The sequence below is a fragment of the Thermoleptolyngbya sp. C42_A2020_037 genome (assembly GCF_015272455.1).
Lineage (GTDB): Bacteria > Cyanobacteriota > Cyanobacteriia > Elainellales > Elainellaceae > Thermoleptolyngbya.
In genome coordinates, this window is sequence record NZ_JACYLP010000035.1 from 58,362 (window position 1) to 83,805 (window position 25,444).

Sequence of the window (25,444 nt, forward strand, 5' to 3'; positions counted from 1 at the left end):
TTTGGGACAGCCGGGATACCCGTTGCACAGACATACATGTTCAGAGCGCTTTTAAGCTGGGAGCCATAGACAAGTTGACTTGTAGGGTGCTGTTAGGTGTAGCCGTAACGCACCGCCCCGCAAGGCTTTGATGCATGGAGATAAAGCGATCAATTAACTTGGCGCGAAGTTGTCAGGGATTTCATCCACAGACTGGACATTTAAGACTTGCATAAGCGTCTTCCACTGTTGCGGAGTGAGCTTTGCCTCTGTCTCTCCAGATATCCAACGCTGATAGGTTCGTAGCGGAATACCGCAGTGAACAGCAAATTCAGCCTGCGACAAATTCGTGCGCTGAATCCTGAGTTTTTCAATTGGGGAGTCACTGTCTTGCGGTCGCTTATCTTTACTCATCCATTCAAATTTCACACGCCATATTGACGTACGCCTAATTGACACGTCATAATGGCGTTTATGTTTAACGGCAGAGAACAGCCCAAAGTTGCAGCGGGCTGTCCTGCCCCAGTGTCTCATTTCTCCTAACAAAAATACTATGAGCTATTACGACCAGCTTCATCCGTGGGTGGTCTATCGTCTGCTGCCCAATTGTCAAACGATTGCCGTGGCTCGGTTTCGGCGGCGCAACGATGCAGAGATGTATCTGATTGCGGTGCGGCAGTTGGTGCGGAATGCGCGGTGGGCGATTGCCTTTGATCCACCCCCCATGCCAATGTCAGAGGCAGAGCGGCGATCGCCCAATTTTTTGGACGCTTCTGCCAAAGGGAAAGAGCGCCAGCGCAGTTGAATCCTCCATCTCCATATACGTTTATGAACGATCGCGCCTACACAGTCTGTTTCTGATTTATCCTTTAGCCTTTGATCCGTAGATTGCAATCCTCCGTGGATTTTGATCTGTTGAGTTGTTTCCGCATCAAGCAGGGGTTAAACATGGCTGAGTGGCACGAAATTCCGGGTGGAGTGACCGCACCGAAGGGCTATCGGGCGGCGGGCATTGCCGCAGGGCTGAAGCCGTCGGGTGCGCCGGATCTGGCGCTGATTTATTCGGAAGTGGAGGCGATCGCCGCTGGGGTGTTTACCACCAGCCAGGTGAAGGCAGCCTGCGTGGACTATTGCCGTCAGCGGCTAGAGGCGAAAGCGACGGCGCGGGCTATTCTGTGCAATGCGGGGCAGGCAAATGCGGCGACGGGTTCCCAGGGCTGGGAAGATGCGGTGGAAAGCGCCCAACTTTTGGCAGCGGCGCTGAACATTCCGGCAGAGCAAGTGCTGGTGGCTTCGACGGGCGTGATTGGGCAGCGCATCCGCATGGAGCAGCTACGGTCGGGCATTCCCAATCTGGTGGCCGCCGCCACGCCCGACGGCTCCGATGCCGCCGCCAAAGCCATCATTACCACCGACCTCGTGACCAAGAGCGTGGCGCTGGAAACGACGCTGGACGGTCGCCCAGTGCGAATTGGCGGCATCTGCAAAGGCTCCGGCATGATCCACCCCAACATGGCGACAATGCTGGCGTTTGTCACCTGCGACGCGACCGTTTCGCCCCACCTCTGGCAGCAAATGCTGAGCCGCGCCGCCGACAAGAGCTTTAACCAAATCACCGTAGACGGCGACACCAGCACCAACGACACGCTGCTGGCGCTGGCCAACGGCGAATCTCGCACGCCCGCGATTACCGAGCCGGGCCCCGATGCCGAGCGACTGGAGGGAATGCTGACGGAGGTGTGTATGCGAATGGCCAAGGCGATCGCCCGCGATGGCGAAGGCGCAACCTGCCTGCTGGAAATTCGAGTCAGCGGCGCACCCGACGACGCAGCCGCCCGCCAGGTGGCCCGCACAATCGCCGGGTCGTCCCTGTTTAAATCGGCGGTGTTTGGGCGCGACCCAAACTGGGGCCGGATCGCCGCTGCCGCTGGACGGGCCGGGGTGCCGTTTGACCAGGGCGAACTTCAGGTGAAGCTGGGCGACTTTTTGCTGATGGATCGCGGGCAGCCGCTGCCGTTTGACCGCCCCGCCGCCAGTAACTATATGAAGCAAGCCGCCGCTGGGGAATACCTGAAAACCGATACAGTGCTGGTGTCTGTCAGCATTGGCAGCGGCCCTGGGGTGGGGATGGCCTGGGGCTGCGACCTCAGCTATGACTATGTGAAGATCAACGCTGAGTACACGACCTAGAAGGGCGGTTACGATGGACGGACTGACGCTGCGGGCGATCGCCGCCAACACGATGAGCTACACCATTGGCTCGATTCGCAGCAATCGGGCGCTGGTGCAGTCGGTGCAGGCTTCGCTAAACCGGATTGGGCACACAGTCGGCGCGGCCACAGGCGACTGGAATCACCCCACCGACGTTGCGTACCGCGCCTTTACCGAAAAGCACAGGCTGGTCCCCGACGAGCTATCGCCCCAGTCAGCCAGCCTGCTGCTTGGTCTGCCCACGGTTCACACCCCGCCAACGCCTGCGCCCAGTCCCGCGACCAGTTCCACGGCGATCGCCCAACCTGCACCCAATCCAACGCCTACGCTAAACCCTACGCCCAGTCCCACGGCGATCGCCCAACCTGCGCCCATTTCGCAACCGCCGCCCCAGCCTGTCCCTCATTCAACCCCGTCGCTTGCGCCCAGTCCAGCGCTAACAGAAGCGCAAATTTTCCAGGAGGCGCTGCGCTTTACGCTGCGGTGGGAGGGCGGCTATGTCAACCATCCAGCCGATCGCGGCGGCGAGACGAATTGCGGCATTACCACCGCCACCTATCGCGCCTATCGCCAGGGCAAAAGGCTACCGATGCAAAGCGTGCAGTTGATTTCTGAAGCCGAGGTGCGCGAAATTTATGAACGCCTCTACTGGCAGCCAGCGCGATGCGGCATGATGCAGCGGCCGCTGGCGATCGCCCATTTCGACACAGCCGTCAGCTTTGGCGTGGGCGGCGCGACGATGTTTTTACAAGAAATCCTGGGCTTGCGGGTGGATCGCGTGTTTGGCCCCGTCACCCAGCGGGCGATTCGCGAAGCGAACTCTGCGGGAACCGCCCAGGCAGCCCATCTCGATCTCGCCCAGCGGCTCTGCCAGGCCCGCATCGACTATCGCTATCGCCGCGTCACTCGCGATCCGTCCCAGCGCGTGTTTCTGCAACGCTGGCTCAATCGGGACAACGACCTGCTCAGACTCATTCAGGGCTAGCGCTGCAACGCGAACAGCAATGCTATAACCAGGATGTTCACGCCGCTTGCTGAAAATCTATGGCTAACTTGCCCGATGCCGCGCCTCTGCCCGTGGGTCATGCCGACAGTCCCCATACCTGGAGCGACTATTACGACCTGATGGCAGGTCGTCCGCCACGAGAAACCCTGCTGCGATCGCTCAGTTTGTTTGATGCCGAAGCTGAGACGGCTGGTCTTGAACGCTTTACAGGGTTTGCGGTGGACATCGGCTGTGGCGAAGGGCGCGACACGGCAGAACTGGTGCGGCGGGGCTGGCGCGTGTTGGCGATGGATGGCGAGCCGGAGGCGATCGCCCGCTTGCAGTCGCGCCCAGACCTCCAGGAGGCGATTGCTCAAAATCTCCTGGAAACCCGCGTACAGCGCTTTGAGGAACTTATCTTACCTGCAAACCTGGACTTGATCAACGCCAGCTTTTGTCTGCCCTTTTGCCCACCCGACGAGTTTCCTGCCCTCTGGCAAACGCTGACCTACGCGCTGCGTCCTGGCGGGCGGATGTGTGGGCAGATCTTTGGCGATCGCGACTCCTGGGCAGCCTATGACCACATGACCCACCACACGCGGGCGCAGGTCGAGGCGCTGCTGCAACCCTTCACCATCGAGATGCTGGAAGAAGAAGCGCATCCAGGTAAAACCGCAATGGGCGAAGATAAGTTTTGGCATATTTTTCACTGGGTGATCCGCAAGTGAAGCCTGAAGCAGAAAGAGAATTGCGGCTCCACTGCTGGGTTCCCAACTTATTCGAGTTTCAGGGCGGCATCCAGCGCTATTTGCAAGATCTGCTGCGGGCGATCGCCAGCCAGCCCTGTCGTCAGACGATCGTCCTCAACAAGCGCGATAGAGCAGGAAATGGCGATCTAGATAAGATGCCGAATCTTACTTTTCGCTATTTTGGGGAATTGCCCGATGCATTGAAAACGCCAGGGTTTGCCGCAAGCCTGATAACTGCGGCACTGGGCGATCGCCCAGATTTGATCCTCTGTGGACACCTGCACTTCGCGCCCGTAGCCCTGATGCTGCGGCGACTGGCGGGCATTCCCTACTGGATTTTTGTCTACGGCATTGATGCGTGGAACGTGCAAAATCCGCTGCAAAAAGCCGCCCTGCACGCCGCCAACCGAGTCGTGTCCATCAGCGGCTACACCCGCGATCGCCTGATTGCCGAACAGCGGCTCGATCCCGCCAAAGTTGCCCTCTTGCCCTGCACAATCGACGCACAGCGATTTCGCCCCGCGCCCAAGCCCGATTATCTGCTCCAGCGCTACGGGTTGCAGGCGGATCAGCCCATCGTGCTGACGGTGGCACGGCTGGTGGGCGGCACGCGCCACAAGGGTTACGACGCAGTGCTAGAGGCGCTGCCCCGCATTCGTCGGGCGCTGCCGCGAGTGCATTACGTCCTGGTGGGCAAAGGCGGCGATCGCCCCCGCATTGAGGCAAAAATCGCCGCGCTGGGGCTGCAAGATTGCGTCACGCTGGCGGGCTTTGTGCCCGATGCCGAACTTTGCGACCACTACAACCTGTGTGATGTGTTTGCCATGCCCAGCCAGGGCGAAGGCTTTGGCATTGTGTATCTGGAAGCGATCGCCTGCGGCAAGCCCGCCCTGGGCGGCAACCAGGACGGCGCAATCGACGCACTGGCTCACGGGGAACTGGGCGCACTGGTCAACCCGACGGATACGGAGGCGATCGCCCACACCCTAATCCAGCTTTTGCAGGGCACACATCCCAACCCGCTGCTGTATCAGCCCGCCGAGCTAAGACGCGGGGCGATCGCCCGCTTCGGCCGCGACACCTTCACCCAAACGCTCAACCAACTCCTGACACCGGACTTGTGATACCGGACTTCTGACCTTTTCCACACCGCTTTACCCCGTTTTCAGCAGCGACGCACCGGCTGGACGCGGCGGCAGGGGTTGGGTAACCCGCCGGAAAAAGGCGCTGTGGGGCAGCACGCGCCGCACCTCTTCGACGGTGGTGATGCCCTGCGTGATTTTCTGGATGGCGGCAACGCGGAACGACTCGAACTGGCTTTCTGCCAGATAGCGGCGCAGTTGCGTCAGGTTGCCTTCGTAGATGATCTGCCGCACCGTGTCGTCTACGTTCAGCAGCTCGATCACTGCTTCGCGCCCCAGATAGCCCGACTGGAAACACTGTACACAGCCGCGCCCTTTTTTCCAGCCCTGGAGATTTGCCTCGTCGGGGCGCAACCCCAGCAGCTTCAGGTCGGCGGGCGTAGGCGTGTAGGGTTCGGCGCAGTGGGGACAGACCTTGCGGACGAGGCGCTGAGCCACGATGCCCAACAGCGCGTCGCTGATCAACCCTGGGTCGGGGCCGATGTCTTGCAGGCGGGGAATCGCGCCGATGGCATCGTTGGTGTGCAGCGTGGTGAGAACCAAATGCCCGGTGAGCGCAGAGCGGACGGCGGTTTCGGCGGTTTCGTTGTCGCGGATTTCGCCCACCATGATGATGTCGGGGTCTTGCCGCAAAATCGCCCGCAGCCCAGCCGCGAAGGTCATACCCGCTGCCTCATGCACCTGGGTTTGCGTGATGCCGGGGAGGACGTATTCCACTGGGTCTTCGACGGTGACGATGTTGACGGATTCGGTGGCGATCGCCAGCAGGCTCGTATACAGTGTGCTGGTTTTGCCCGATCCGGTGGGGCCCGTGAAGATAACCAACCCCTGTGGCTCCCGCAGCCAGCTTTCGTAAATCTCCCGCGCGGTGTCCGAAAAGCCCAAATCGGCGATGGTCTGGAAGGTGTTTTGCTGGCGCAAGAGTCGCAGCACTGCCTTCTCGCTGGGTTCTGTTTTTACCCCGCTGATGCAGGGCAGCGTGCTAACGCGCAGATCCAGCCCTTCTTCCTGCTGACCAGTCATGTACTTCTCGCTGATGCGCCCGTCTTGGGGACGGCGGCTCTCGGCGATGTCCATTTCGCACATTACCTTGAGCGCCACGATCACCTTGCGGCTGAGGTCGGGTGGCAGCGTGGTAACGTGTCGCAAAATGCCGTCGATGCGAAAGCGCACCGCCAGCCCATCGACCGACGGCTCCAGGTGAATGTCGCTGGCGCGGTTGCGGAGGGCGCTGGCAATCAGCGTGCGGATGCGCTCGATCTGGTTATCGACCTGCGACAGGTGCAGTTCAGCGACTTCGCTTAGGTCTTCGGTATCCGATTGTCCGGCCACCAAGTGCTTTGCACCTGACTGGCTTATGCGCTTGGCGTTGAGGGCTTGCAGGCGATACCACTGGCGATAGCTCTTTTCGGCGATGGGGACAATTTCGATGCTGGCATTGAGGCGATCGCTCATCTGCTGCACTACTTCGGGCATCGGCGCGATGGGGCTGCCCAGGTAGTAGCAGTTGCGCCAGAGTAGCAGCGGTACTACAGGCGGGGCCTGCGTGCAATCGCCAAACCCTCGCCAAAACCGGGTACTCACTTCCGGGTCGAGTAGCCGCAAATTCACGATTCCCTGTCGATTGACCAGCAGACCAAGTGCCTGCTCACAGGTGATCTGCTGCTGCTTAAGCTGTTGCCAAACCGATTGGCTGTTTTGCATGGGCGCTTTCACCTTGTTGAGAGTGCAAACTGTACCTGTCTCCGCGCTTTACGGCTGATTCGCTGTAGGCGCTATCCCTACGCCAAGTACGCAGCAGCGGACGGCACAGATTTCTTTTTGGTTCGGACGTGAAAAAATGTAACGGGAACTGCAAGCTTCATACAGCTTTCACAATTGAAAACAGAATTTTTTGTAAAGAAATACTTTAGCGGCTTAGAGAACAAGCGCCCAATCCCTTTTCCCTCCAACGCTCCCGCCAAAAGCCTTCAAAATCCAAAACCCAAAATCCCCAGCCCCCTCCCATCGGCTTTCCCCATCCCATCAGTAGGGCTATCCCTAACGCAAAATCAGCCCGCTCAGCCGCCGGACGCGGCAGGATGGATCTGTTGGGTAGAGAACTGTGGGAGTTGCGTCTGCCCGATGATGACGTTGCGTTTGGTTGGGAAAAGCCATGACAAATTCAGTAAAAGAGCGCATTCAGGAAGATTTGCAAAAGGCAAAGTCGGAAGGCAGTCTGCGGGCAGAGCGAATTCGGGATATTGTGAAGGCTGCGGTTTCAGAAGCGGTGACAGAAGTCTCTCAAGGAACGGGTGAACTGAAGGCGATCGCCAAAGATGCTTTGACGGCGGTGTTTGCCGTGGTGCGCGATCGCACGACGACCCGCACCGAAGAGCTGGCGGCCTCGGTAGAAGGCGTGGTGGAAGGCATTGGCGAGTCTCATCGGGAGGCGATCGCCCAGGCCCAAACCCAGATCGACGACCTCCAGCAAACGCTGGATCACACCGATCGCCAGTTTGAGGAGGAAGTCACCGTGGCCCTGGCAACCGTTGATCTGCCGGAAGCCGAAGCCACCACCAAAACTCCCTTCAAGGTGCTAATTGACTTGGTTGTAAACGCAGTGAAGGAGCGGGAAATGTTTGATATGTTTCAGCAGCGCTATAACCATCTAAAGCAGCAGCTTGCTGAGTTGGACACCCGCCTGCAAGAGCGCTATGGCGATCGCTACGAAGAAGTGAAGCGTCAGATTGAAACGGCGCAAACCTGGTATGCCAATGCCAAAACCAAAGGCGAAACCCTGGGCAACGAGGCAAAACACTTCAAGCAAGTGGAGCTAGAAGAAAAAGCCGCTGACTTGGGTACAACCATCGCGCAGAAAGAAGCCGAAATTAAAGCCCAACTGCGGCAAATCGTGAACAGCGCCCTGCGCTAATCTCTGAGCCGACTGATTCTCTGACACTCTCGAGGCCCCCGTTTCTGACAGAAGCGTGGGGCCTTGTATTGACAACGGTTTTGATCCAGTATTGTTAACCTAGCTCACGTCGCGCTTCACATAAGCCAAAGGTCAGAAAGAACGTGTCTTGTTCAAAACATCGTGCATTTCCGGCGCTTTTGTTTATTCCCCAGCGCTTTAATCCAGCGGTGTTAATGGCGATGCGAGCGGCATTACCGCTCTTGTTTCGGCTCCGTGTTCGTCCGTGGCTGCCGACAGGAATTTCCCATGTCGAGGTTGTGAACGCCAAAGAACTGGCGTTGCTCTATAGGCGGTTTCAGGCGGGTGAAGTTCGATTCATCTTGGCATTCCGCCATCCAGAAGTAGACGATCCGTTTTCCATGCTGTATCTGCTGTCCAGTGGTGTTCCCAAAGCGGCGCGAGAGCATGACATTCCGCTGCGATCGCCCGTGCATTCTCACTTTGTCTACGACCGGGGCATGACCATCTGGGCCGGTGACTGGCTGGGCTGGCTGTTTTCGCGGCTGGGCGGCATCCCCATTCACCGGGGCAAGCGGCTGGATCGCACGGGTCTGCGGGCGGCGCGGGAGCTATTGATCAACGGACAGTTTCCCTTGGCGATCGCCCCCGAAGGCGCAACCAACGGACATAGCGAAGTCGTCAGCCCGCTGGAACCCGGCGTGGCGCAGTTGGGCTTTTGGTGCGCGGAGGATCTGCGAAAAAAGGGGCGGGCCGAACAGGTCTACATTGTGCCGATTGGCATTCGCTACACCTACCCCAAGCCCATCTGGTCAAAGCTCGATCGGCTGCTGAGTCGGCTAGAGCGAGACACGGGCTTGCCGCCACTGACGCAGGACGCAACGCCGACCGAAGACATTCGCTATCAGCGGGTACTGCGGCTAGCGAATCACCTGCTGTCGGAAATGGAGGGATTTTACCGTCGTTTCTACCCGCAATATCTAACCCCTGAAGCAGATCTCAAGCCAGAGCCAGACGAGAGCGTCAATGAACGCTTGATGCGGCGGCTGAATGCGCTGCTGGATGCCGCCCTTCGCGCTGCCGAAGCGCATTTTCGCCTGGAAGCGCAGGGCACCATTATCGACCGCTGCCGTCGGCTAGAAGAAGCAGGCTGGAACGCGATTTATCGAGAAGACCTGCCTTCAGATTTCGCGGCTCTGTCCCCATTCCAGCGCGGACTGGCCGATTGGGGCGCAGAGGAGGCAGAAATTCGCCTGCGACACATGCGTCTGGTGGAAAGCTTTGTGGCGGTGACAGCGGATTATCTCCAGAACCAGCCAACGGCGGAGCGCTTTGCCGAAATGGCGCTGCTGATGTTTGACCTGGTGGCGCGGATCAAGGGCGACGACATGCCTGCCCGTCCGCGTTTGGGCTGGCGACGGAGCCGTGTGACGGTGGGAACGCCGATTTGTGTGAGCGATCGCCAGTTGGACTACCAGCGGGATCACACCTCGGCGAAGCAGGCAGTTGCAGACCTAACGCAGGATCTGCAAGCAGCACTGGAGCAGTTAATCTAGTGCTGTGTCACAGCTAGAACCTGGGTTGGTAGTAAGCGCTTTAGCGCTGAATCGCTTACTACGAGACAAGGCATCACTCTAAAACTAAACCATGACACTGCTCTAGGCTGTAATCTAGGCTGGATTTTGATTGTTTGGATTTAGCAATGCCTTTGCAGTGCTGCTAAATCATGCCGCGAAATAGCCCCTGCGGCCGTACCAGCAGCACCAGAATCATCACCATCAGCGCCACGCCCAGCTTATATTCCGAGGGCAAAACGTAGGTGCTCAGTTCCTGCGCGATGCCGATGATGTAAGCCCCGGCGATCGCCCCGTAGGGATTGCCAATGCCACCCAAAATCACCGACGCAAACATCGGCATGATCAAAAACCAGCCCATATTGGGGCGCACGGCCGTAATCAGCCCAAACATGCCGCCGGCGATCGCCGTCAGCCCCGCCGCCAGCACCCATGTCCAGATCACCACCCAATCGACGTTGATGCCCGATACCCGCGCCAGGTCGGTGTTGTCCGCGACGGCCCGCATGGCTTTGCCAATTTTGGTATGTTGCAGCAGATAGTGCAGAGCGGCGATCGCCAAAATGGCCAGCCCCACCACAATCAGCCGCGTCGGCGCAATTCGCACGCCAAACACATCCAGCGCCGTCGCCACGGGCAGGTCATAGCGCCGATTTTCGGGGCCCCAGAGCAGCGTGATGCCGTTTCGCAAAAACAGCGCCAGCCCAATAGAAATGATAATCAGCGTGGTAGACGAGGCGCGGCGATCGCGCATGGGCGACCACAGCAGCTTTTCGCACAGCAGCGCCACCCCAATCGTCAGCACTGCCCCAATCAAGATCGATAGCCAGATATTCACGCCGTTCAGGTTTGCCGTCAGCGTCAGATAGGCACCCAGCGTCATCAGGTCGCCGTGGGCAAAGTTTGCCAGCCGCAAAATGCCGTAGGTCAGCGTCAGCCCCACCGCCGCCAGCGCAATCACGCTGCCGATCGCCACGCCATTTACCAAAAGCTGCGCCAATTGCTGATCCATGAGTCGGGTTGGGGAGTTTTATCCGGAAGTTTTGTCGAGCTTTGTTGAGCTTTGTTGAGCTTTGTCAAGTCTACTAGGTCGCGGGTTCAAAAAAGCGACAGTCCTGACACGGCCCATCGGGATTTACTGCACAGCGCACCAGTTCAGAATGGGCGCTATAGGCACAGTTGGCATTGCCCAACACCCAGCGCCCCTGAAACCAGCTTCGTTCTTCGGGTCGGGGAGCCGCCTGCACGTATAGCGCGATCTTGTGCAGCCGATATTTGCCCCGCTTGTATTGATAGCAGTGGTGGCGCTCCAGAACGGCGTAGGTTTCTCCCGCAACATCGAGATAGGTTCCCGGCTGTGGGTTCCAGTCCAGCTTTAGACTGCCGATGGTCTGGCGCGGGTGGCTGAGAATAACCTCAGTGGGTAGAGACTCTTGCTCCATTGACCGTATTGTACTTTACACAGTTTGCAAGTTATGTGAGATGGTATCGCATTTATACCCATCTCCCCCGGCAACTTATTTCATCTTTAACGTTTTATGGCGTTTTGGGGCAAATTTGGGCACTCAGTCTGGGAGAAATGGTTTGGGGAAGGCCGGGGAAAAGATGGCTAATTGCTTTGCTCGGAGCTTCCGTCTGGGGAGCCAGACTCCGCCGAAGGGTCTGAACGGCCTGGATTGTCAGCGATATAGCTGGTTTCAGCGATCGCATCGTCCGGGTTCTTCGGCGGATTCTTCGGCGGGTTCTTGGGCGGGTGGGTTGCGTCTGGAGACTCGGCGGCGGTGGCGCTATGGGGAGGCGTATGGGTAGAACAGCCGGATGAGCAGGCCGTAGGAGCGATCGCCCCCTCTTGGTTGTCTAACAAGTGGCTTTCTTGTTCCCGATGCTCAAATTCAGGATTCGTCCACTGATCCAGCACATCGTGAATCACCACTTCGCGCAGCAAGATGCGGACAATGATCACCAGTGGAATCGCCAGAAACAGCCCCAAAAATCCAAAAAAGGACGCAAAGGCAAACTGAGCCAACAGCGTCACCGCGGGCAGCAGCGACACCTGATGCCCCATCACCAGGGGTACTAAGAGAAACTGCTCAAGCTGCTGAATCAAAATGTAGGCAATCAGCACGCCCAGCGCCTTGACGGGGGAATCGATCAGGGCGATCGCCACAGGTGCAATGGTACTCAGCACGGGCCCCAGGTTGGGAATCGCCTCCATCAGCCCTGCCACCAGCGCATTGGCCAGCACCAGCTTCACGCCCAAAATGTGCAGCACGATGCCGCTGACGATGGCAATCACCACCATGTTGATCAGCGTGCCAATGATCCAGCCCACCAAATCTTCTTCGCACAGCGTCAGAATCTCGTCGGCGCGGCGGCGATAAAACGACGGCACGAGCCGCAAAAATCCCTGGCGATAGGGGTGGGGGTTGATCAGCAGCATAATGGTCAGCATCAGCACAAACAGGAAGCTAATGCCGACGTTAAAGAATCCAGAAAATGCCCGGAAAAAATTGTTTGCCAGCCCCGACACAAACGGCTGAAGCTGATTAAACAGCTCGTTGAAGTTGGGCACTAGTTCGGATGCGCCACCCGGTAGCCGCTCAGTGAGCCAGTCCAGCCCCAGCCGAAGCTGGCTCAACCCCTGGGGCACAAGCTCCGTCAGCAGTTGAAACTGATCCAGAAACGGCGGCACGATGATCGCCACAAACAGCGTCATGATTAGCAGCAGACCCACAATGGAGAAAATCGACGCGGCCCCGCGTGGAACGCCATGCTTGCCCATCCAGCGCACCAGCCGATTCAGCGCTGTGGCAAAGACAACGCCAACAAACATCAGCAGCAGCAATTGCTGAATCGACCAGAGAATATAGATGGCCGCAATCAAGGCCAGCAGCCCGATCCATTGTCCAAGTTTCATGGGCTTTAGTTCATTCGCCAGATGAGGGGGATGAGGGGCGATCGCAAGTCTCCGCGATTATCTTAAGGGAAACCGCTGAATGGAATCCGCCAACCACTAGCTTAATTTTTAGCCACAGATCCTCTACAAAAAGGCTCAGATTGGCTTATGCCCATACCCGCCGAATCGGATATGCATCAAACGCCGGATCAGCGCTGACAATACTCATAGCGTGGTTAATGGATTGGGCAATCAGAATCCGATCAAATGGATCTCGATGGTAAAGCGGCAAATCAACATATCGCTTGATGTCTTCAAAAGAAATCGTCAGAATTTTAATATCAAGATCGGTTAGAAAATCTGTCAGTTTTTGAAACTCAAATCGTAATTCCAGTTTGCGAATAGAAAGTTTTATCGCGACTTCCCATAGGGCAATAATGCTCACAAAAACATCATTACTGACCTCAATCATCTGCTTAATTTGTGGAGGCAGCTTGGGATCATCTTCCAGGAACCAAAGAAGGACATGAGTATCCAATAGCATTACATATAATCCTTTAAGTCCTCAAGAGGAGCATCGAAATCATCTGCCATCCAAATCTTCCCTTTCAATAAACCTGCTTTGCGTTTCTTAGGTTCAACCTGCACAGACATGTCCGGGACGTATTTATCTAGCAAGAACTCGATATAGTGCAGGACTTCTGTTTGCAAAGGTTCAGGTAACTTTTCTAGTTTCTCTACAATCACTGACTGGAGCATAGTTCTCCCTTCCCTAAAGGTTTGACCAGAATCACAGTTGCGATTTCTATCTTGAATTATGAATCAAGAACCTATGCATCATCCAGTATTTATCCAATACACTTTTGGAATGCCCCTGGATGGCGCTCTGAAGGAATGACTGCTTGGGAATAGATTTATGTATCGATTAGAAGACAATGCATCCTTGGCTGGCTTGAAATTAATCGCCCTCAAACGCTTTTAGCCGGCCGTAGGGTTCGCTGTCAGGAAATGGGTATCAGGAAATGGGCATCAGGAAATGGGTAAATAGGTGGCTGCAAGATCGTCTAATTTCAACACTTTTGCAAACTGAGGCTTGGCTGGCTAGTAGGGCGGTGGTGCTTCGTAGACGTAGGCAGGTTCAGAAGGATAGGGTTCGGGAGCGATCGCCCCTTCGGCTGGTGCATACTCGGTTCTGGCGGCTTCGTCCCTAGTCGCTTCGCTGCTGGCGGCTTCGGCTTCCTGGGCGCGACGGCTGGCCAGGATTTCGTCGCGCTGGGCACGCCACTGGGCGATCGCCTGCTGGGCTTCGGCATAGAGGGGGCGATCGCGGGCGATCTGGGCGGCGGTGTCGATGGCTTGCGACAGGCGCACGCGGGCCGCCAGGGCGCGGGCTTCGTCCAGATACTTACGGTCTTCGGCAATGCGGACTTCTTCCAGCTTGGCGTTCCAGGCTTGGATGGCGGCCTGCGCTTCGGCATGGAGGGCGCGATCGCGCCCAATTTTCTCCGCCATGCGGATAGCGCGAGAAAGATTGCCGCTCTGGGCGATGCGGGTGGCTTCTTCCAAAATGGGGCGATCTTCCAGGGTTTGGATTTGGCGGCTCCAGGTGGCGATCGCCTGCTCTGCCTCGGCCCATAGAGCGCGGTTGCGAGGAATTTGGCGGGCGGCAGCGATGGCCGCTTGCAGGTCGGCGACTTGCCCTGGTTCGGCTAGGGCTTGTGCCTGCAAAAACTGCGGCATGTCCTGAATCCGCTGGGTCTCCTGCTGCCAGTGGGCGGCTAGAGTTTGCGCCTGGAGGCGACGCGGGCGATCGGGCGCGATCTGCTGAGCGAGGCGGCTGGCCCAGTCCAACGTCGTGCGTTGCCCCAGGCTGGCCACCAGTCCCGCGGTCTGCAACTGGCGCAAATCTTCAAGTACCGCGTGCTGGGTGTTTAGCTCGGTCTGGGCGATCGCATAAAAGGTGCTGCTGGCGGGGATCTCGCTGAGGGCGGCGATCGCCTCGCGCACGCTCCAAACCTGGCGCAACGACGGCAGCCATTGGGTCGCTGGTTCCGCAATCAGCCGCTGGGCGTGGGCCAGCCGCAGCAGGTTTTGCCCCTCTCCCGTGAGGTGATTGACCAGATCGGGCGGCACTTGCTGCGCCAGCGCCAGGGCCCCGCTACGATCGCCCGCTTGCCATTGCCGCAGCGCCAGATCCAGCAGCGCCCCACTCCAAGCTTGCAAATCAGCCTGAGCCGTTTCCCACGCCAGGGTTTGCGGATCGATCTGCTGCACCAGGGCGATCGCCGCCTGGAGGCTGGTAAGAGTTTGGTCGCCCACCGCCTGCCGCGCCTGGATCAGCAGCTTGTGCGCCGTCTGCTCTTGCAAAATCTGCCGGGTCAGCGCCTCCATGCGGTGCGTCCGCCAGTATTCGCTTTCGACCTGCCCCAACACGGTGACTTGCTCCGCCGCCAGATTCCAGTCCTGGTTCCGCAGCGCCTCCTGTGCTTTGTTCCAAATTGCCTCGCCCTGCTGCCATTGCGCCTGCCACTGGGCGATCGCCGCCTGCGCTTCGGCATAGAGCGGACTATTGGGGGGAATGTGTCGCACGACCGACAGCGCCTCCTGCACACCGCTGCTCTCTAGTCGCGCCTCGGCCGCGTCCAAGATCTGCGCCGACCACTCCGCCAATAGCGACTGCCCTTCCCGATAGAGCGGATGATCGGCCGGCCAGGCAGCCACCAGATTCACGGCTGCCGTCAGGTCGGCGAGATGCCCCGACTTTGCCGCCTCCCGCACACAAAAGAGCCGCTCGGCATCGGCCGCCGCAAAGGTGATTTTGGCGCAGTTGGGCGGCTCTGGCAGGCGCGTCAGCCACTCCAGCGACTTAATCCCCAGCCCCACTAGCCCGCAAAACGTTAGCACCCACAGCAGCGACCACGCGAGCGATCGCCCCAATTGCCGATAGCGTTGCCACGCCACAGGACGATTCAGCCATTGCCAAACGCGGTGAAGAGAGGAAGGCGATCGCCCCCGTCGGGGACGACGCTGGCGGGGCAGACCGGGCGACACCAGAACCCTAGGGCGAGTTTTGGTCGTAGGCGACATTGCAGAACGAGAAGTGGGGCGAGAAGCAGGGCGAGAAGCAGCCGTTGCCAACGCAGCTTTGCGGGCGCGGCGGGCACGCTGTCGGGGCGTAAACCGACCCGCTGGAATGTTGGGCGCACCGGGCAGCAGGCGATCGCCCCCTATCCGCTCCTCCACGCGCCCAGTGGGCAGCATCCGCGACTCAGCCCTGTCCTGAAGCGGCTGGCGAACAGTCGAGCGAAAGCCATTGATGTAAAAAGCGTCTCGATGGGCAGAATCACGCGGTGGTAAGGAGTCTCGCGTCATGAGCAATATCTACAGCGGTATTCAAGAGACGGGACAGCCAGCGACTCAAAATCGGGCGATCGCCCAGGCGGTCGGACGCAGTTGCCAGGGAGCATTCCGTAGAGAGCATTGCGTAGATAGTAGCGAACTCTAGCGGCTCCACTGCAAAAAGTTTGCCAGATCAATGTAACGAAGCTGTTACATCTTGAAACCTGGCTCCATCATCTGAAATATAAAGAAAACATTAGAAATCGTGGAAACTCTGAGAAAGCCTGTGAATCTAATAAGTAAGCAGACGGGGACAGCGTAATAAAGTCCCTGGACGATAAATCTAGTTGTTAAAGCCAGAGCGTCAGTTTCCGGGTTATTCGGGAGTTGGCGCTCTCTTTTATTGACTTTATTGACCTTTATCTATTGACCTTTATTGAATGCGGTGTGCGGCTTTCAATCTGCCCTCATTCCCCAGCCCCTTCTTTTAGGTCGGGAGAAGGGGAGCCAGATCTGCGAATCACGGATAGGACTTACGCGGTTGGACGATTTCTCGTGGTCGCAGCCCACGAGAAATCGTCCAACACCCAGAAAATTTAATCGCAAGTGCGTAGGTCATAACGGAATTGAGATTACGGAATAATGTTGTGGGAGAGTTCAGGCATGGAATTTCCGCGATCGCGCTTCCAGCCTTTCTCCATAGAGCTTTTCTTATTCCCGCAGTTCTCAAACCATGACCCAAACGGTTTCCCAGCCCGGTTCCCAGCCCGGTTCCCAGCCAGCTTCCCAGCCTGCAATGCAGACAATCGTGGTGAAAATTGGCACCTCCAGTCTGACGCAGCCCGAAACCGGATACCTGGCGATCGCCACCATTGCCAAGCTGGTTGAGGCGCTGTGTCAACTGCGGCGACAGGGGCATCAGGTGATCCTCGTCTCCTCTGGAGCGGTGGGCGTGGGCTGTGCGCGACTGGGAATGACAGAACGCCCTCGCACCATTGCCATGAAGCAGGCCGTGGCAGCCGTGGGGCAGGGGCGGCTAATGCGGGTGTATGATGACTTTTTTTCTTCCCTCGATCAGCCTATTGCCCAGGTGTTGCTGACCCGCAGCGACTTGGTGCAGCGCAGCCGCTATGTCAATGCCTATCGCACCTTTCGGCAATTGCTGAAGCTAGGCGTAATCCCGATTGTGAACGAAAACGACACGCTGGCTGTCGAGGAACTCAAGTTCGGCGACAACGATACGCTGTCGGCGCTGGTGGCTAGCCTGGTCGAGGCAGACTGGCTGTTTTTGCTGACGGATGTGGATCGGCTCTATTCCGCTGATCCACGCTATCACCCAGAGGCGCAGCCCATCAGCCTGGTGGACGATATCGCCGCGCTGACAGAACAGGTAGAGGTGGGCGATCGCGGCACCAGTTGGGGCACAGGCGGCATGGTGACGAAGATCTCGGCGGCGAAGATTGCGACGGCGGCGGGCGTGCGGACGGTGATTACCGAAGGGCGATCGCCCGACAATATTGCCCAAATCCTCGCTGGAGCCGCCCTCGGCACTCAGTTTGAGCCAGAAAACCAGCCCTTTAATGCCCGCAAGCGCTGGATTGCCCACGGGCTGGTTCCTGCGGGCAAGCTCTATCTAGACAAAGGCGCAGTCAACGCCATTCGGCAGGCAGGCAAATCGCTGTTGGCGGCGGGCATTGCCGAAGTGGAGGGCGAATTTCAGCCCCAGGACGCAGTGCAGCTCTGCGACCAGAGCGGTCAGGAAATCGCCCGTGGCATCGTCAACTACAGCAGCGCGGAACTCCAGCAAATTCGCGGTCGCCACTCCGACGACATTCCCAAAATCCTGGGTTATGCAGGCGCAGAAACCGTGGTGCATCGCGACAACCTGGTGCTGAGTAATTAGCTCAATCCCCTCCATCTCAAACTGGGAACAAGCTGGCGATCCACAAACACCCTATCCACAAACACCCAGCTATAAGTAGCCGTGTTCTGCCAAAAAAGCAGGCGTGAGCGAATCAGGTAACGCATCTTCTGTTCCCTGAGCCTCGAATCCTTGAGCCTCGAATGGGGTGGCATCTCCCAACCGGAGAAACTTTTCGACGTACTTGCCCAGGATGTCGCCTTCTAGGTTGACGCGATCGCCCGGCTTAAGGTGCTGCAAGTTCGTTTCAGCATAGGTCAGCGGGATCACTGCCACGGTGAACCAACTGCCCGCCGCGTCGCAATCGGCCACCGTCAGGCTGATGCCGTTGACCGCAATGCTGCCCTTGGGCACAATGTAGCGAGCCACGCGGCGATCGCGCACCGAAAACCGCATCTCCCAGGAGGTTTCCGTAGGGACAGCGGATTCTAAGTAGCCCGCCCCGTCTACGTGCCCCGTCACAAAATGCCCGCCCAGCTTGCTGCCCACCCGCAGAGAGGCTTCCAGGTTGACCGGAATTTCGACATTCCGCCGTCCCAGCGCTGTGCGATCCAGCGTTTCGGGCGACACGGCCGCCACAAAGCCATCCGCCAAACAGCGCATCACCGTCAAGCAAACGCCATCCACCGCCACGCTGTCCCCCAGTTCCAAATCGCGGAGCAGGCGAGCATCCTTGCAGGTCACTTGCACCTCCGTTTCGCTGAGAGTAGACAGGGTTCCGAGCGTTTGAATCAGTCCAGTGAACACAGCAACATCTCCTTAGAAAAGGGACTGGAGGATCGGGACAGGTCTAACCAACGGGTCACCCTTGTCAAGCGTTGTGCCGTCTGATCTGCCTTCCTTTATCTACACGGTCTTAACCTTACATTTTTTGGAAAACCTTCAGCATTGGGGCTGTCGATTCGTCGGTGCTTCAGGGCATACTGGAGTTCAATCGAACCGTTGAGGAGATGATTTTTTCAGGAAAAACTGATACATTTGAACTAAAACAACCCTGCAATCCACCGTTCAGCGACCTGTGACTCCCTCAAACTTGCGCTGAGCGCTGAAAACTTTGGTTCTAACGTTATAAACCCCGCTGTAAGCCCAACTTCAACCCGACTTAAACCCAACTCTAAGACCGACCGGATAGCCCCAAAAGCGAATTGAACTATTGAATTCACGAATTGAACTCATTAGCTGATCTTGTCATACTGGACTGAGGCTAGGATCTAGGGAGTTGCTTCGATGCTGGCGATCGCAAACTGAGCGCTTAAGTCTCAAGAGCTTAATTCTCAAGATGCGTCACACCATTCTCCTGCAACGCCCGAAGGCATCTCAGTAGGCATTTCAAATATTAGAGGTTTTGATCTGGTTTTGACTGGGTTTTGGCTTCTAGTTTCGTGTCTCAACGACCCGCCTGATCCACTGGGCTTGGTGCTAGGCTATATCAAGCTCAAGGGTTTCACAGATCCAGTCCCCGCCTTTCCATCCCTTTGCTGAACGGATTCTAGAGGCTAGATGAATGATTGAGATGAAAGTCGCTGGAATTGCCCTAGAGGCAGCCTCCCGCAGCCCCTTGGTGCTGCTGCGAGACGCATCCGAACGACGGCAGCTTCCGATCTATATCGCCCACGATCAGGCTCGCGCCATCATGAGCGCGATCGAGAACCAGACTCCGCCCCGTCCCCTCACCCACGATTTACTGGTCAATATTCTGGATGAATGCGACTTGACGGTTGAGCGGGTTGTCATTCATTCGCTTCAAGACAATACGTTTTACGCGATTTTGACCATTCGCCAGGGCGAAGTCCGCAAAGAAATCGACGCTCGTCCCAGTGATGCGATCGTGATTGCCATCCGCACGCGCAGCCCCATCTGGGTGATGGAGGAGGTCGTTGCCGATGCGTCTTACCCAGTGGACACGGATGCCGACGAAGCAGAGCGCCAGGCCTTCCGCGACTTTCTCTCGAACCTGCGCCCAGAGGATTTCACGCAGCGGGGGCAGTCCAAGAGTAGCGAGGGGTAGTTGTGAGGGATAGCCCAGGCTCTCAGGATTTTGGATCTTGGATTTTGGGAGTTTGGTGAAAGAACTGGAGGGTTAAGTTGGGCGATCGCCCCTTGCCCTTATTTTTTGCCCCAATCTCTTTGCCCTAATTTTTCTGCCCTATTCCCTGGCAGGTCGAGTAGATCGCCAAATCCACCAGCCGGCAATGCAAAGCGTAACATTGCCCAGAACGGTCGTCGCCGCCTGCACCGTCACCAGCCACTCCAACTGGGGCGCATTGTCGAAAAAGTGCCAGGTGCAGGCACACATGGCGCTAATCAGCACGGGCAGCATTCCCCAGGAGAGCGATCGCCAGGCGGGCTGCTGCGACACGTCAGCATAGACCCACACCAGCCAGATAGCGGCGATCCATTCCACCACGCTTGAAATATGAATGATCCAGGTGGGAATTGAGAGGGCGTGCATAGGCAGAACCGGGGACAACTCGTGGCATGATTTTTGGGGGAACGGAAGGGAAGAGGGAAAAAGGAAAAAAGAAGAACGAAGAAGGAAGAGGGAAGAGGGAAGTTCAAGGTTTAGTATAAACAATCCATGCGAGCGGTTTTGTGTGGCTACTATGGCAAGGGGAATGGCGGCGACGAGGCGCTGTTGGCGGCGCTGCTGCAAATGCTGCCGCCCCAGGTAACGCCGCTGGTGCTGTCGGGCGATCCGGCGGAGACGGCAACTCGGTTTGGGGTGGAGGCGTGCGATCGCATGAATGTTGCACAAGTTCTGCAAGCACTCCGTCGGTCGGATGCCTTTATCTGGGGTGGCGGCAGCCTCATGCAAGACGCGACCAGCGCCGTGAATCCCTGGTATTATGGCGGGCTGATGCTGACGGCCCAGCGCCTGGGGCTGAAGACGATCGCCTGGGCCCAGGGCGTGGGGCCGCTGCATCGTGCGCCCAGTCGGTGGCTGGCCCGGCGAGCGTTTACTGGATGTCAGGGCGTGAGTGTGCGCGATCGCCCCTCTGCGGAACTGCTCACCGCCTGGGGTATACCTGTAACATTGGCTCCCGACCCGGTGTGGGTGTTGCAGGGTCGGCCGGTGCCGGGGCTGTGGGATTTGCCCGCGCCGCGTGTGGCCGTTGCCCTGCGTCCCCACGCCGCATTGACCGAGGCCCGATTGCACAGGCTGGGACGGGCCCTGGCCATGTTTCAGCAGGCAACCCAGACCCATGTGCTGCTGGTTCCCTTCCAGCCCGCACAAGATGGGGCGATCGCCCAAACGCTGCATAGTTATCTGCCCGACCACAGCACCGTTCTAACGCTCACCGACCCGCTCCAGCTTGCCGGGCTGTTTCAAGGCGTGGAAATGGCGATCGCTATGCGCCTGCACGGTCTGATCATGGCCGCCGCCCATCAGTGCCGCTGCTTTGCCATCAGCTATGACCCTAAGGTGAGCCGCCTGATGGACGAATATCAGCTTCCCGGCTGGGAACTGGATCAAATTCCCGACGATGCTGCGGCCATCAGCCGCACCTGGATCGATCTCTACGCCAACGGAGACGGACTCTCTGCCGACCAACTCGCTGCCCTTGGCGATCGCGCCGCCATCCACCGCGACCTGCTCGCCCAGCTCCTCTGATATCCAAGTCTCGACTTTAGATTTGCGATTTTGGATTTTGGATTTGCGATTTTGGATTTTGCACCAACCTCCCAATCCAAATTTTCCCTCTTCCCTCTTCCCTCTTCCTTCTTCCTTCTTCCCTCTTCGTTCTTCCTTCTTCCTTCTTCCCTCTTCACCCGCCCCCCCAAACCTGCCACGCCAGCCCCAGCAGCCCGCCCAGCCCGATGTAATAGAGCGAAGGCAGCAGCAGCTTTCGGATAATCGAGCCTTCGCGCCCCAGCAGCCCAACGGTGGCAGCAGCGGCGACAATATTGGACACGCAAATCATGTTGCCGGCCGACGCGCCGACACACTGAAGCGCTAGAACCAGCGTGGTGGAAAGGCTGAGCTGATCCGCTACGCCAAACTGAAACAGCGAAAACATCATATTGCTGACGGTGACGCTGCCTGCGACAAACGCGCCGATCAGCCCCACCAGCGGAGCAAACAGGGGCCAGCTTTGTCCGGCGATCGCCGACATGGTATCTGCCAGCGTGAGCGGCATACTAGCCAGTCCGCTGTCGTTGGTGCCGGAGTTGATAAAGACTCGCGCCATCAGCACGGCTGCGCCCAGCGCCAGCGTCACCTTGCGAATGACGGGCAGCGCCTCGGCGATCGCCCCCCGCAAGTCCACGGGCTTCATCTGGTGCAGGAAGTAAGTGATACCCACCACCAACAACAAAATCGTCGGCGGCAGATAGAGCGGCAAAATCGTCGCCGTCAGCGGAGTACCCAAAATCTCTGGCCAGCGAATCTGCGCGGCGCGGAGGGCCGATTGCACAGGCGGCACTACCCGCGAAATTACCAGCAGCAGCCCCACCAGCACGTAGGGCAGCCAGGCCTTGACGCGATTCATCAGGGGGCGATCGCCCGTTAGCTGCGGCGTGGTGCTGCCCTGCCACGAATCGTCCCATTGCTCCCTCGGCGGAAAGTCCCAGGACTCTGGCGGCAATAGCCAGCCCGCCCGCGCCACGGGAACGACAATCGCCAGCCCCAGCAGCCCACCGATGATTGTGGGAAACTCTGGCCCCAGCACCCGCGCCGTCAGCGCGTAGGGCACGGTGAAGGCCAGCCCCGCAAACAGCGCAAATTTCCACGCCGCCAACCCCTGACGAATCGAGGGGCGATCGCCAAAAAAGACCGTCAGCATGATGCAAAGAATCAGCGGAATCAATGTGCCGACGATGCCATGCAGTGTGCCCGCAACGGTTCCGATCGCCTTGAGATATTGCGGATAGCTCAGCCCCAGCGCGGCGGCCTGCGCCTGCACTGCTTCCACGCCCGCCAGCCCCGCGTCGATGCCGATCATCACAGGCGTACCCACCGCGCCAAAGGTAGACGGCGTACTCTGGATAATCAGCGCTGCCAGCACCGCCGCCATCGCCGGAAAGCCAATGGCCACCAGCAGCGGTACGCAGATCACCGCTGGCGTGCCAAAGCCCGATGCCCCTTCGATAAAGCTGCCAAAGAGCCATGCAATGATAATCACCTGCACCCGGCGATCGCCCGAAATCGACAGCAGGCTCCGCCGAATCGCCTGAATCGCGCCCGATGCCTGCAATGTGTTCAGCAGCAGCACTGCCCCAAACACGATGTAGAGAATTTCCAGCGCAATAAACAAGCCCTGGATACTAGAAGCCGCCACCCAAACCGGTGGAACGCGCCAGATCCAGAGGGCGATCGCCACCGTGACTAGATAGGCAATCGGCATGGCCCGTCCCGCAGGCAGCCGTGCCCCCAGCAGCAGCACAAATACCGTCAGAATCGGCAGCGCGGCGAATAAAAAATGCAGCACAAGATTTAGGAAAGCAAACAGTTTGGATGCTTTTTTCTAGAGCATATTCCGCTGCCTGTCTAGGAACTGCGATACACTCTCGCGCTGTCGCCCGTGCTGATTGGGCTGAACGGCTGCGCCCGACTTCGGGAATTTGGAAATTTATTCAGGAGGCAAATCGCCAAAGCGATCGCGGTACTGCGCCAGCAGCGCCTCAGCCGCCTCTCGCCGCTGCTGCTCTGCCAGGGCTGATTCCTCTGGCGTAGGCACGAGTTCGCCGTCTGGTGTAAAAAAGCGGAGTTGCCCCGCCACCACGCCTAGCCAAAGCTGCAACTGCTGGCTCCACAGGTGTCCCTGTGCATTGGGCGGCAAGTCTTGATACGCCCCATCCACCAAATGGAAGCCCTGAAATTCCTGCGTGTTTGGGTCAAACCAGAAATAGTCCGGCGTGCGGAAGGTGTCTTGATAAATTTGCTTCTTTAAGCTGCGGTCGGTGCTGGCGGTGGACGGCGATAAGAGTTCAATAATTACGTTGGGATACTTGCCGTCCTCTTCCCACACCACCCAACTTTTGCGGGGACGTTTTTCTGCACCCAACACCACAAAGAAATCTGGGCCGCGAAAATCCTTCGATTTGGTCTGATTTGGGCTGTAATAGATCGTGAGATTGCCAGAAGCGTAAAAATCCTGGCGATCGCGCCAAAACCACTCCAGGCACTTGATCAGCAGCAGCATTTGCTGCAAGTGAAAATCGGTTTCCAAGGGAGGCTCGTCGCTGTAGCGGTCGCCCGGTGGAAAGGTCACACCATCCGCCTGCGCCTGCTCATAGAAAGAAGCCTCAGCATCCAAAGCCGAAGCCGCTTCGGGTGCAGATTGGGTGGCAGGAGTCGCTGGGACAGACATGGGAATTCATCTTTCCAATGCGCTTTGTCTTAGTTTAGCGAAGAAGGTTCGCAGAGCAGATCGAGGGCAGGGCGATCGCCCCAAATCCGCCATCAAGCCGCTAGTCTAGGTTAGAGGGGGTGTTGGGATTGACTCCGTTGCGCCAGCCCTCGGTCATTCTGTCATTTCTCTGCTCCAGCACTTTGTTACTCGGTCTTCTCTGTGTCTACTCCCGAAGCGCTCCGCCAGTTGCTCAATGCCGTTGCCCAGGGCCAGGTCAGCCCCGATACGGCGCTCGAAAAGCTGAAATATTTCGACTTTGAACCCGTCGAAGACTTTGCCAAAATCGACCACCATCGGGCGCTGCGGACGGGTTTTCCCGAAGCCATCTGGGGCCCTGGCAAAACGCCGGAGCAAATCGCCCAGATTATGCAGACCATGCGCCAGCGCAGCCGCGTGGTAATGGCGACGCGCATCGAGCCAGCCGTGTATGACCAGGTGCGATCGCTCGTGCCGGACGCAGTGTATTACCCAATGGCGCGGATTTGTGCGATCGCCCCCCTCACGCTCACACCTGTCCATCCCGGCACGATCACGCTCCTGTCGGCGGGTACAGCAGATCTCCCCGTGGCCGAGGAAGCAGCCATTACGGCAGAGCTTTCTGGGTTTCGGGTACAGCGGCTTTGGGACGTGGGCGTAGCGGGCATCCACCGCCTGCTCAACAATCGCCATTTTGTGCAAACGGCGGACGTGCTGATTGTGGTGGCGGGCATGGAAGGGGCGCTGCCCAGCGTCGTAGCGGGGCTGGCGGATTGTCCTGTGATCGCCGTGCCTACTAGCGTTGGCTATGGAGCTAGCTTCGACGGACTGGCGGCCCTGCTGACCATGCTCAACTCCTGTGCGGCGGGCATCGGCGTGGTGAACATCGACAATGGCTTTGGGGCCGCAGTGTTGGCGGGGCAAATCCTCCGGACTGCATCACGGATTACCGTTGAATCTAACCCCTCAAAGGAGTACCCTAACTAAGTCATCTCCAAGTGCTGCTATGTCTGCTACACCCTGTCATATCCTGATCGAGGGCAGCCCGATTGTCATCTACGCCAGCCGGAATGGCACGCCTGAGCGACTCCTGCCAATTTTGAATCCGTTTCTAGACACCTTTTGGCAGGAGCGGGGGCTGGTGGGCGAACAGAGTGACACGCCTGCTTGCCTGGTCGCACAGGTGATTGTGCGGCTGGGGTTTGAGTTTTGTGAGGACGATTTCTCGAATCTGAAGGCGAGTACCGAGTTTGATCCGACAGTCGAGTATTTGTACGAAATTCGGGGCGATCGCACCCTTCACATTTGGGTGGCCGATGAAGCCTATCGACAGCAGCCCCAACTCGGATTAGCGGGATGTCGGGAACTTGTCGAGCAGGCCGCGCCACAAGCTTGAAACGGGTTG

25 protein-coding genes are annotated in these 25,444 nt (G+C 58.1%); 13 read left to right on the forward strand and 12 right to left on the reverse strand.

Annotated elements, in window-relative coordinates:
• Positions 1 to 153: 153 nt before the first annotated feature.
• Complete coding sequence (locus tag IGS16_RS11530; RefSeq protein ID WP_367185779.1) at positions 154 to 513, reverse strand: helix-turn-helix domain-containing protein; 360 nt, start codon at positions 511 to 513, stop codon at positions 154 to 156.
• Positions 514 to 532: 19 nt separating this feature from the next.
• Between IGS16_RS11530 and IGS16_RS11535 the strand changes: the two genes are divergently transcribed.
• The 5 genes from IGS16_RS11535 to IGS16_RS11555 all read left to right on the forward strand — a co-directional run bounded on the left by IGS16_RS11535 (position 533) and on the right by IGS16_RS11555 (position 5,048).
• Positions 533 to 784: a hypothetical protein gene (locus tag IGS16_RS11535; protein WP_297085569.1), complete on the forward strand. Its 252-nt coding sequence runs from the start codon at positions 533 to 535 to the stop codon at positions 782 to 784.
• Positions 785 to 927: 143 nt separating this feature from the next.
• The gene (gene argJ, locus IGS16_RS11540; RefSeq protein ID WP_297085571.1) at positions 928 to 2,169 is read left to right on the forward strand and encodes a bifunctional ornithine acetyltransferase/N-acetylglutamate synthase; all 1,242 of its coding nucleotides are present in this window, start codon (positions 928 to 930) and stop codon (positions 2,167 to 2,169) included.
• A gap of 13 nt (positions 2,170 to 2,182) precedes the next feature.
• The gene (locus IGS16_RS11545) at positions 2,183 to 3,175 is read left to right on the forward strand and encodes a glycosyl hydrolase 108 family protein (protein ID WP_297085573.1); all 993 of its coding nucleotides are present in this window, start codon (positions 2,183 to 2,185) and stop codon (positions 3,173 to 3,175) included.
• 59 nt (positions 3,176 to 3,234) lie between these two features.
• Positions 3,235 to 3,903, forward strand: coding sequence for a trans-aconitate 2-methyltransferase (locus tag IGS16_RS11550; protein ID WP_297085575.1), 669 nt, complete (start codon positions 3,235 to 3,237; stop codon positions 3,901 to 3,903).
• Complete coding sequence (locus IGS16_RS11555; protein WP_297085577.1) at positions 3,900 to 5,048, forward strand: glycosyltransferase; 1,149 nt, start codon at positions 3,900 to 3,902, stop codon at positions 5,046 to 5,048. The genes IGS16_RS11550 and IGS16_RS11555 overlap by 4 nt, the downstream gene beginning before the upstream one ends.
• Positions 5,049 to 5,078: 30 nt before the next feature.
• Here IGS16_RS11555 and IGS16_RS11560 read toward each other — a convergent pair whose 3' ends face one another.
• Positions 5,079 to 6,770 carry a GspE/PulE family protein gene (locus IGS16_RS11560; RefSeq protein ID WP_297085579.1) on the reverse strand — a complete coding sequence of 564 codons (1,692 nt, stop codon included), beginning with the start codon at positions 6,768 to 6,770 and terminating at the stop codon, positions 5,079 to 5,081.
• A 451-nt stretch (positions 6,771 to 7,221) separates the two neighbouring features.
• Between IGS16_RS11560 and IGS16_RS11565 the strand changes: the two genes are divergently transcribed.
• Both IGS16_RS11565 and IGS16_RS11570 read left to right on the forward strand, forming a co-directional pair.
• Complete coding sequence (locus IGS16_RS11565; RefSeq protein ID WP_297085581.1) at positions 7,222 to 7,980, forward strand: hypothetical protein; 759 nt, start codon at positions 7,222 to 7,224, stop codon at positions 7,978 to 7,980.
• Between the two features lie 215 nt (positions 7,981 to 8,195).
• Positions 8,196 to 9,536 (forward strand): lysophospholipid acyltransferase family protein, encoded by a 1,341-nt coding sequence (locus IGS16_RS11570; protein WP_367185785.1) that lies wholly within the window; start codon positions 8,196 to 8,198, stop codon positions 9,534 to 9,536.
• Between the two features lie 163 nt (positions 9,537 to 9,699).
• On the opposite strand, the gene IGS16_RS11575 is transcribed toward IGS16_RS11570, so the two are convergent.
• From IGS16_RS11575 to IGS16_RS11600, 6 genes are all read right to left on the reverse strand, one after another.
• Complete coding sequence (locus IGS16_RS11575) at positions 9,700 to 10,566, reverse strand: branched-chain amino acid ABC transporter permease (protein ID WP_297085585.1); 867 nt, start codon at positions 10,564 to 10,566, stop codon at positions 9,700 to 9,702.
• Positions 10,567 to 10,639: 73 nt separating this feature from the next.
• Entirely contained in the window at positions 10,640 to 10,996 is a 357-nt protein-coding gene (locus IGS16_RS11580) for a DUF6464 family protein (RefSeq protein ID WP_297085587.1), read from the reverse strand.
• A 167-nt stretch (positions 10,997 to 11,163) separates the two neighbouring features.
• Positions 11,164 to 12,471 carry an AI-2E family transporter gene (locus IGS16_RS11585; protein ID WP_297085589.1) on the reverse strand — a complete coding sequence of 436 codons (1,308 nt, stop codon included), beginning with the start codon at positions 12,469 to 12,471 and terminating at the stop codon, positions 11,164 to 11,166.
• Positions 12,472 to 12,616: 145 nt separating this feature from the next.
• Positions 12,617 to 12,994, reverse strand: a complete 378-nt coding sequence (locus tag IGS16_RS11590) for a type II toxin-antitoxin system VapC family toxin (RefSeq protein WP_297085591.1) — start codon at positions 12,992 to 12,994, stop codon at positions 12,617 to 12,619.
• Positions 12,994 to 13,209: a DUF2281 domain-containing protein gene (locus tag IGS16_RS11595; RefSeq protein WP_297085593.1), complete on the reverse strand. Its 216-nt coding sequence runs from the start codon at positions 13,207 to 13,209 to the stop codon at positions 12,994 to 12,996. The genes IGS16_RS11590 and IGS16_RS11595 overlap by 1 nt, the downstream gene beginning before the upstream one ends.
• Before the next feature lie 342 nt (positions 13,210 to 13,551).
• The gene (locus IGS16_RS11600) at positions 13,552 to 15,822 is read right to left on the reverse strand and encodes a hypothetical protein (protein WP_297085595.1); all 2,271 of its coding nucleotides are present in this window, start codon (positions 15,820 to 15,822) and stop codon (positions 13,552 to 13,554) included.
• Here IGS16_RS11600 and IGS16_RS11605 point away from each other — a divergent pair.
• Together IGS16_RS11605 and proB are read left to right on the forward strand one after the other, a co-directional pair.
• Positions 15,821 to 15,955 (forward strand): hypothetical protein, encoded by a 135-nt coding sequence (locus IGS16_RS11605; RefSeq protein ID WP_297085597.1) that lies wholly within the window; start codon positions 15,821 to 15,823, stop codon positions 15,953 to 15,955. The two genes, IGS16_RS11600 and IGS16_RS11605, sit on opposite strands and share 2 nt — an antisense overlap.
• A gap of 630 nt (positions 15,956 to 16,585) precedes the next feature.
• A complete protein-coding gene (gene proB / locus IGS16_RS11610; protein WP_297085722.1) occupies positions 16,586 to 17,692 on the forward strand; it encodes a glutamate 5-kinase in 1,107 nt (368 codons plus the stop codon).
• A 69-nt stretch (positions 17,693 to 17,761) separates the two neighbouring features.
• Here proB and IGS16_RS11615 read toward each other — a convergent pair whose 3' ends face one another.
• On the reverse strand, positions 17,762 to 18,457 hold the full coding sequence (locus tag IGS16_RS11615; protein WP_297085599.1) for a riboflavin synthase: 696 nt from the start codon (positions 18,455 to 18,457) through the stop codon (positions 17,762 to 17,764).
• 757 nt (positions 18,458 to 19,214) lie between these two features.
• On the opposite strand from IGS16_RS11615, the gene IGS16_RS11620 reads away from it, so the two are divergent.
• A complete protein-coding gene (locus tag IGS16_RS11620; protein WP_068511177.1) occupies positions 19,215 to 19,718 on the forward strand; it encodes a bifunctional nuclease family protein in 504 nt (167 codons plus the stop codon).
• 138 nt (positions 19,719 to 19,856) lie between these two features.
• Here IGS16_RS11620 and IGS16_RS11625 read toward each other — a convergent pair whose 3' ends face one another.
• The gene (locus tag IGS16_RS11625) at positions 19,857 to 20,162 is read right to left on the reverse strand and encodes a DUF2499 domain-containing protein (protein WP_297074996.1); all 306 of its coding nucleotides are present in this window, start codon (positions 20,160 to 20,162) and stop codon (positions 19,857 to 19,859) included.
• A 126-nt stretch (positions 20,163 to 20,288) separates the two neighbouring features.
• Here IGS16_RS11625 and csaB point away from each other — a divergent pair, with 126 nt between their 5' ends.
• On the forward strand, positions 20,289 to 21,323 hold the full coding sequence (gene csaB / locus IGS16_RS11630) for a polysaccharide pyruvyl transferase CsaB (RefSeq protein ID WP_297085602.1): 1,035 nt from the start codon (positions 20,289 to 20,291) through the stop codon (positions 21,321 to 21,323).
• Between the two features lie 154 nt (positions 21,324 to 21,477).
• Here csaB and IGS16_RS11635 read toward each other — a convergent pair whose 3' ends face one another.
• Together IGS16_RS11635 and IGS16_RS11640 are read right to left on the reverse strand one after the other, a co-directional pair.
• Complete coding sequence (locus IGS16_RS11635; RefSeq protein ID WP_297085604.1) at positions 21,478 to 23,139, reverse strand: L-lactate permease; 1,662 nt, start codon at positions 23,137 to 23,139, stop codon at positions 21,478 to 21,480.
• Between the two features lie 141 nt (positions 23,140 to 23,280).
• Positions 23,281 to 24,021, reverse strand: a complete 741-nt coding sequence (locus IGS16_RS11640) for a Uma2 family endonuclease (RefSeq protein ID WP_297085606.1) — start codon at positions 24,019 to 24,021, stop codon at positions 23,281 to 23,283.
• 201 nt (positions 24,022 to 24,222) lie between these two features.
• On the opposite strand from IGS16_RS11640, the gene larB reads away from it, so the two are divergent.
• Both larB and IGS16_RS11650 read left to right on the forward strand, forming a co-directional pair.
• Positions 24,223 to 25,026, forward strand: a complete 804-nt coding sequence (gene larB, locus IGS16_RS11645) for a nickel pincer cofactor biosynthesis protein LarB (protein WP_297085608.1) — start codon at positions 24,223 to 24,225, stop codon at positions 25,024 to 25,026.
• Positions 25,027 to 25,045: 19 nt separating this feature from the next.
• Positions 25,046 to 25,435 carry a histidine kinase gene (locus IGS16_RS11650; RefSeq protein ID WP_297085610.1) on the forward strand — a complete coding sequence of 130 codons (390 nt, stop codon included), beginning with the start codon at positions 25,046 to 25,048 and terminating at the stop codon, positions 25,433 to 25,435.
• Positions 25,436 to 25,444: the final 9 nt, after the last annotated feature.

What these genes read in the sequence shown, in the direction of transcription:
- IGS16_RS11530 (WP_367185779.1), bottom strand. Translation starts at nt 513, where the DNA reads ATGAGACACTGGGGCAGGACAGCCCGCTGCAACTTTGGGCTGTTCTCT.
- IGS16_RS11535 (WP_297085569.1), top strand. Translation starts at nt 533, where the DNA reads ATGAGCTATTACGACCAGCTTCATCCGTGGGTGGTCTATCGTCTGCTG.
- argJ (WP_297085571.1), top strand. Translation starts at nt 928, where the DNA reads ATGGCTGAGTGGCACGAAATTCCGGGTGGAGTGACCGCACCGAAGGGC.
- IGS16_RS11545 (WP_297085573.1), top strand. Translation starts at nt 2,183, where the DNA reads ATGGACGGACTGACGCTGCGGGCGATCGCCGCCAACACGATGAGCTAC.
- IGS16_RS11550 (WP_297085575.1), top strand. Translation starts at nt 3,235, where the DNA reads ATGGCTAACTTGCCCGATGCCGCGCCTCTGCCCGTGGGTCATGCCGAC.
- IGS16_RS11560 (WP_297085579.1), bottom strand. Translation starts at nt 6,770, where the DNA reads ATGCAAAACAGCCAATCGGTTTGGCAACAGCTTAAGCAGCAGCAGATC.
- IGS16_RS11565 (WP_297085581.1), top strand. Translation starts at nt 7,222, where the DNA reads ATGACAAATTCAGTAAAAGAGCGCATTCAGGAAGATTTGCAAAAGGCA.
- IGS16_RS11570 (WP_367185785.1), top strand. Translation starts at nt 8,196, where the DNA reads ATGGCGATGCGAGCGGCATTACCGCTCTTGTTTCGGCTCCGTGTTCGT.
- IGS16_RS11575 (WP_297085585.1), bottom strand. Translation starts at nt 10,566, where the DNA reads ATGGATCAGCAATTGGCGCAGCTTTTGGTAAATGGCGTGGCGATCGGC.
- IGS16_RS11580 (WP_297085587.1), bottom strand. Translation starts at nt 10,996, where the DNA reads ATGGAGCAAGAGTCTCTACCCACTGAGGTTATTCTCAGCCACCCGCGC.
- IGS16_RS11585 (WP_297085589.1), bottom strand. Translation starts at nt 12,471, where the DNA reads ATGAAACTTGGACAATGGATCGGGCTGCTGGCCTTGATTGCGGCCATC.
- IGS16_RS11590 (WP_297085591.1), bottom strand. Translation starts at nt 12,994, where the DNA reads ATGCTATTGGATACTCATGTCCTTCTTTGGTTCCTGGAAGATGATCCC.
- IGS16_RS11595 (WP_297085593.1), bottom strand. Translation starts at nt 13,209, where the DNA reads ATGCTCCAGTCAGTGATTGTAGAGAAACTAGAAAAGTTACCTGAACCT.
- IGS16_RS11605 (WP_297085597.1), top strand. Translation starts at nt 15,821, where the DNA reads ATGAGCAATATCTACAGCGGTATTCAAGAGACGGGACAGCCAGCGACT.
- IGS16_RS11600 (WP_297085595.1), bottom strand. Translation starts at nt 15,822, where the DNA reads ATGACGCGAGACTCCTTACCACCGCGTGATTCTGCCCATCGAGACGCT.
- proB (WP_297085722.1), top strand. Translation starts at nt 16,586, where the DNA reads ATGCAGACAATCGTGGTGAAAATTGGCACCTCCAGTCTGACGCAGCCC.
- IGS16_RS11620 (WP_068511177.1), top strand. Translation starts at nt 19,215, where the DNA reads ATGATTGAGATGAAAGTCGCTGGAATTGCCCTAGAGGCAGCCTCCCGC.
- IGS16_RS11625 (WP_297074996.1), bottom strand. Translation starts at nt 20,162, where the DNA reads ATGCACGCCCTCTCAATTCCCACCTGGATCATTCATATTTCAAGCGTG.
- csaB (WP_297085602.1), top strand. Translation starts at nt 20,289, where the DNA reads ATGCGAGCGGTTTTGTGTGGCTACTATGGCAAGGGGAATGGCGGCGAC.
- IGS16_RS11640 (WP_297085606.1), bottom strand. Translation starts at nt 24,021, where the DNA reads ATGTCTGTCCCAGCGACTCCTGCCACCCAATCTGCACCCGAAGCGGCT.
- IGS16_RS11650 (WP_297085610.1), top strand. Translation starts at nt 25,046, where the DNA reads ATGTCTGCTACACCCTGTCATATCCTGATCGAGGGCAGCCCGATTGTC.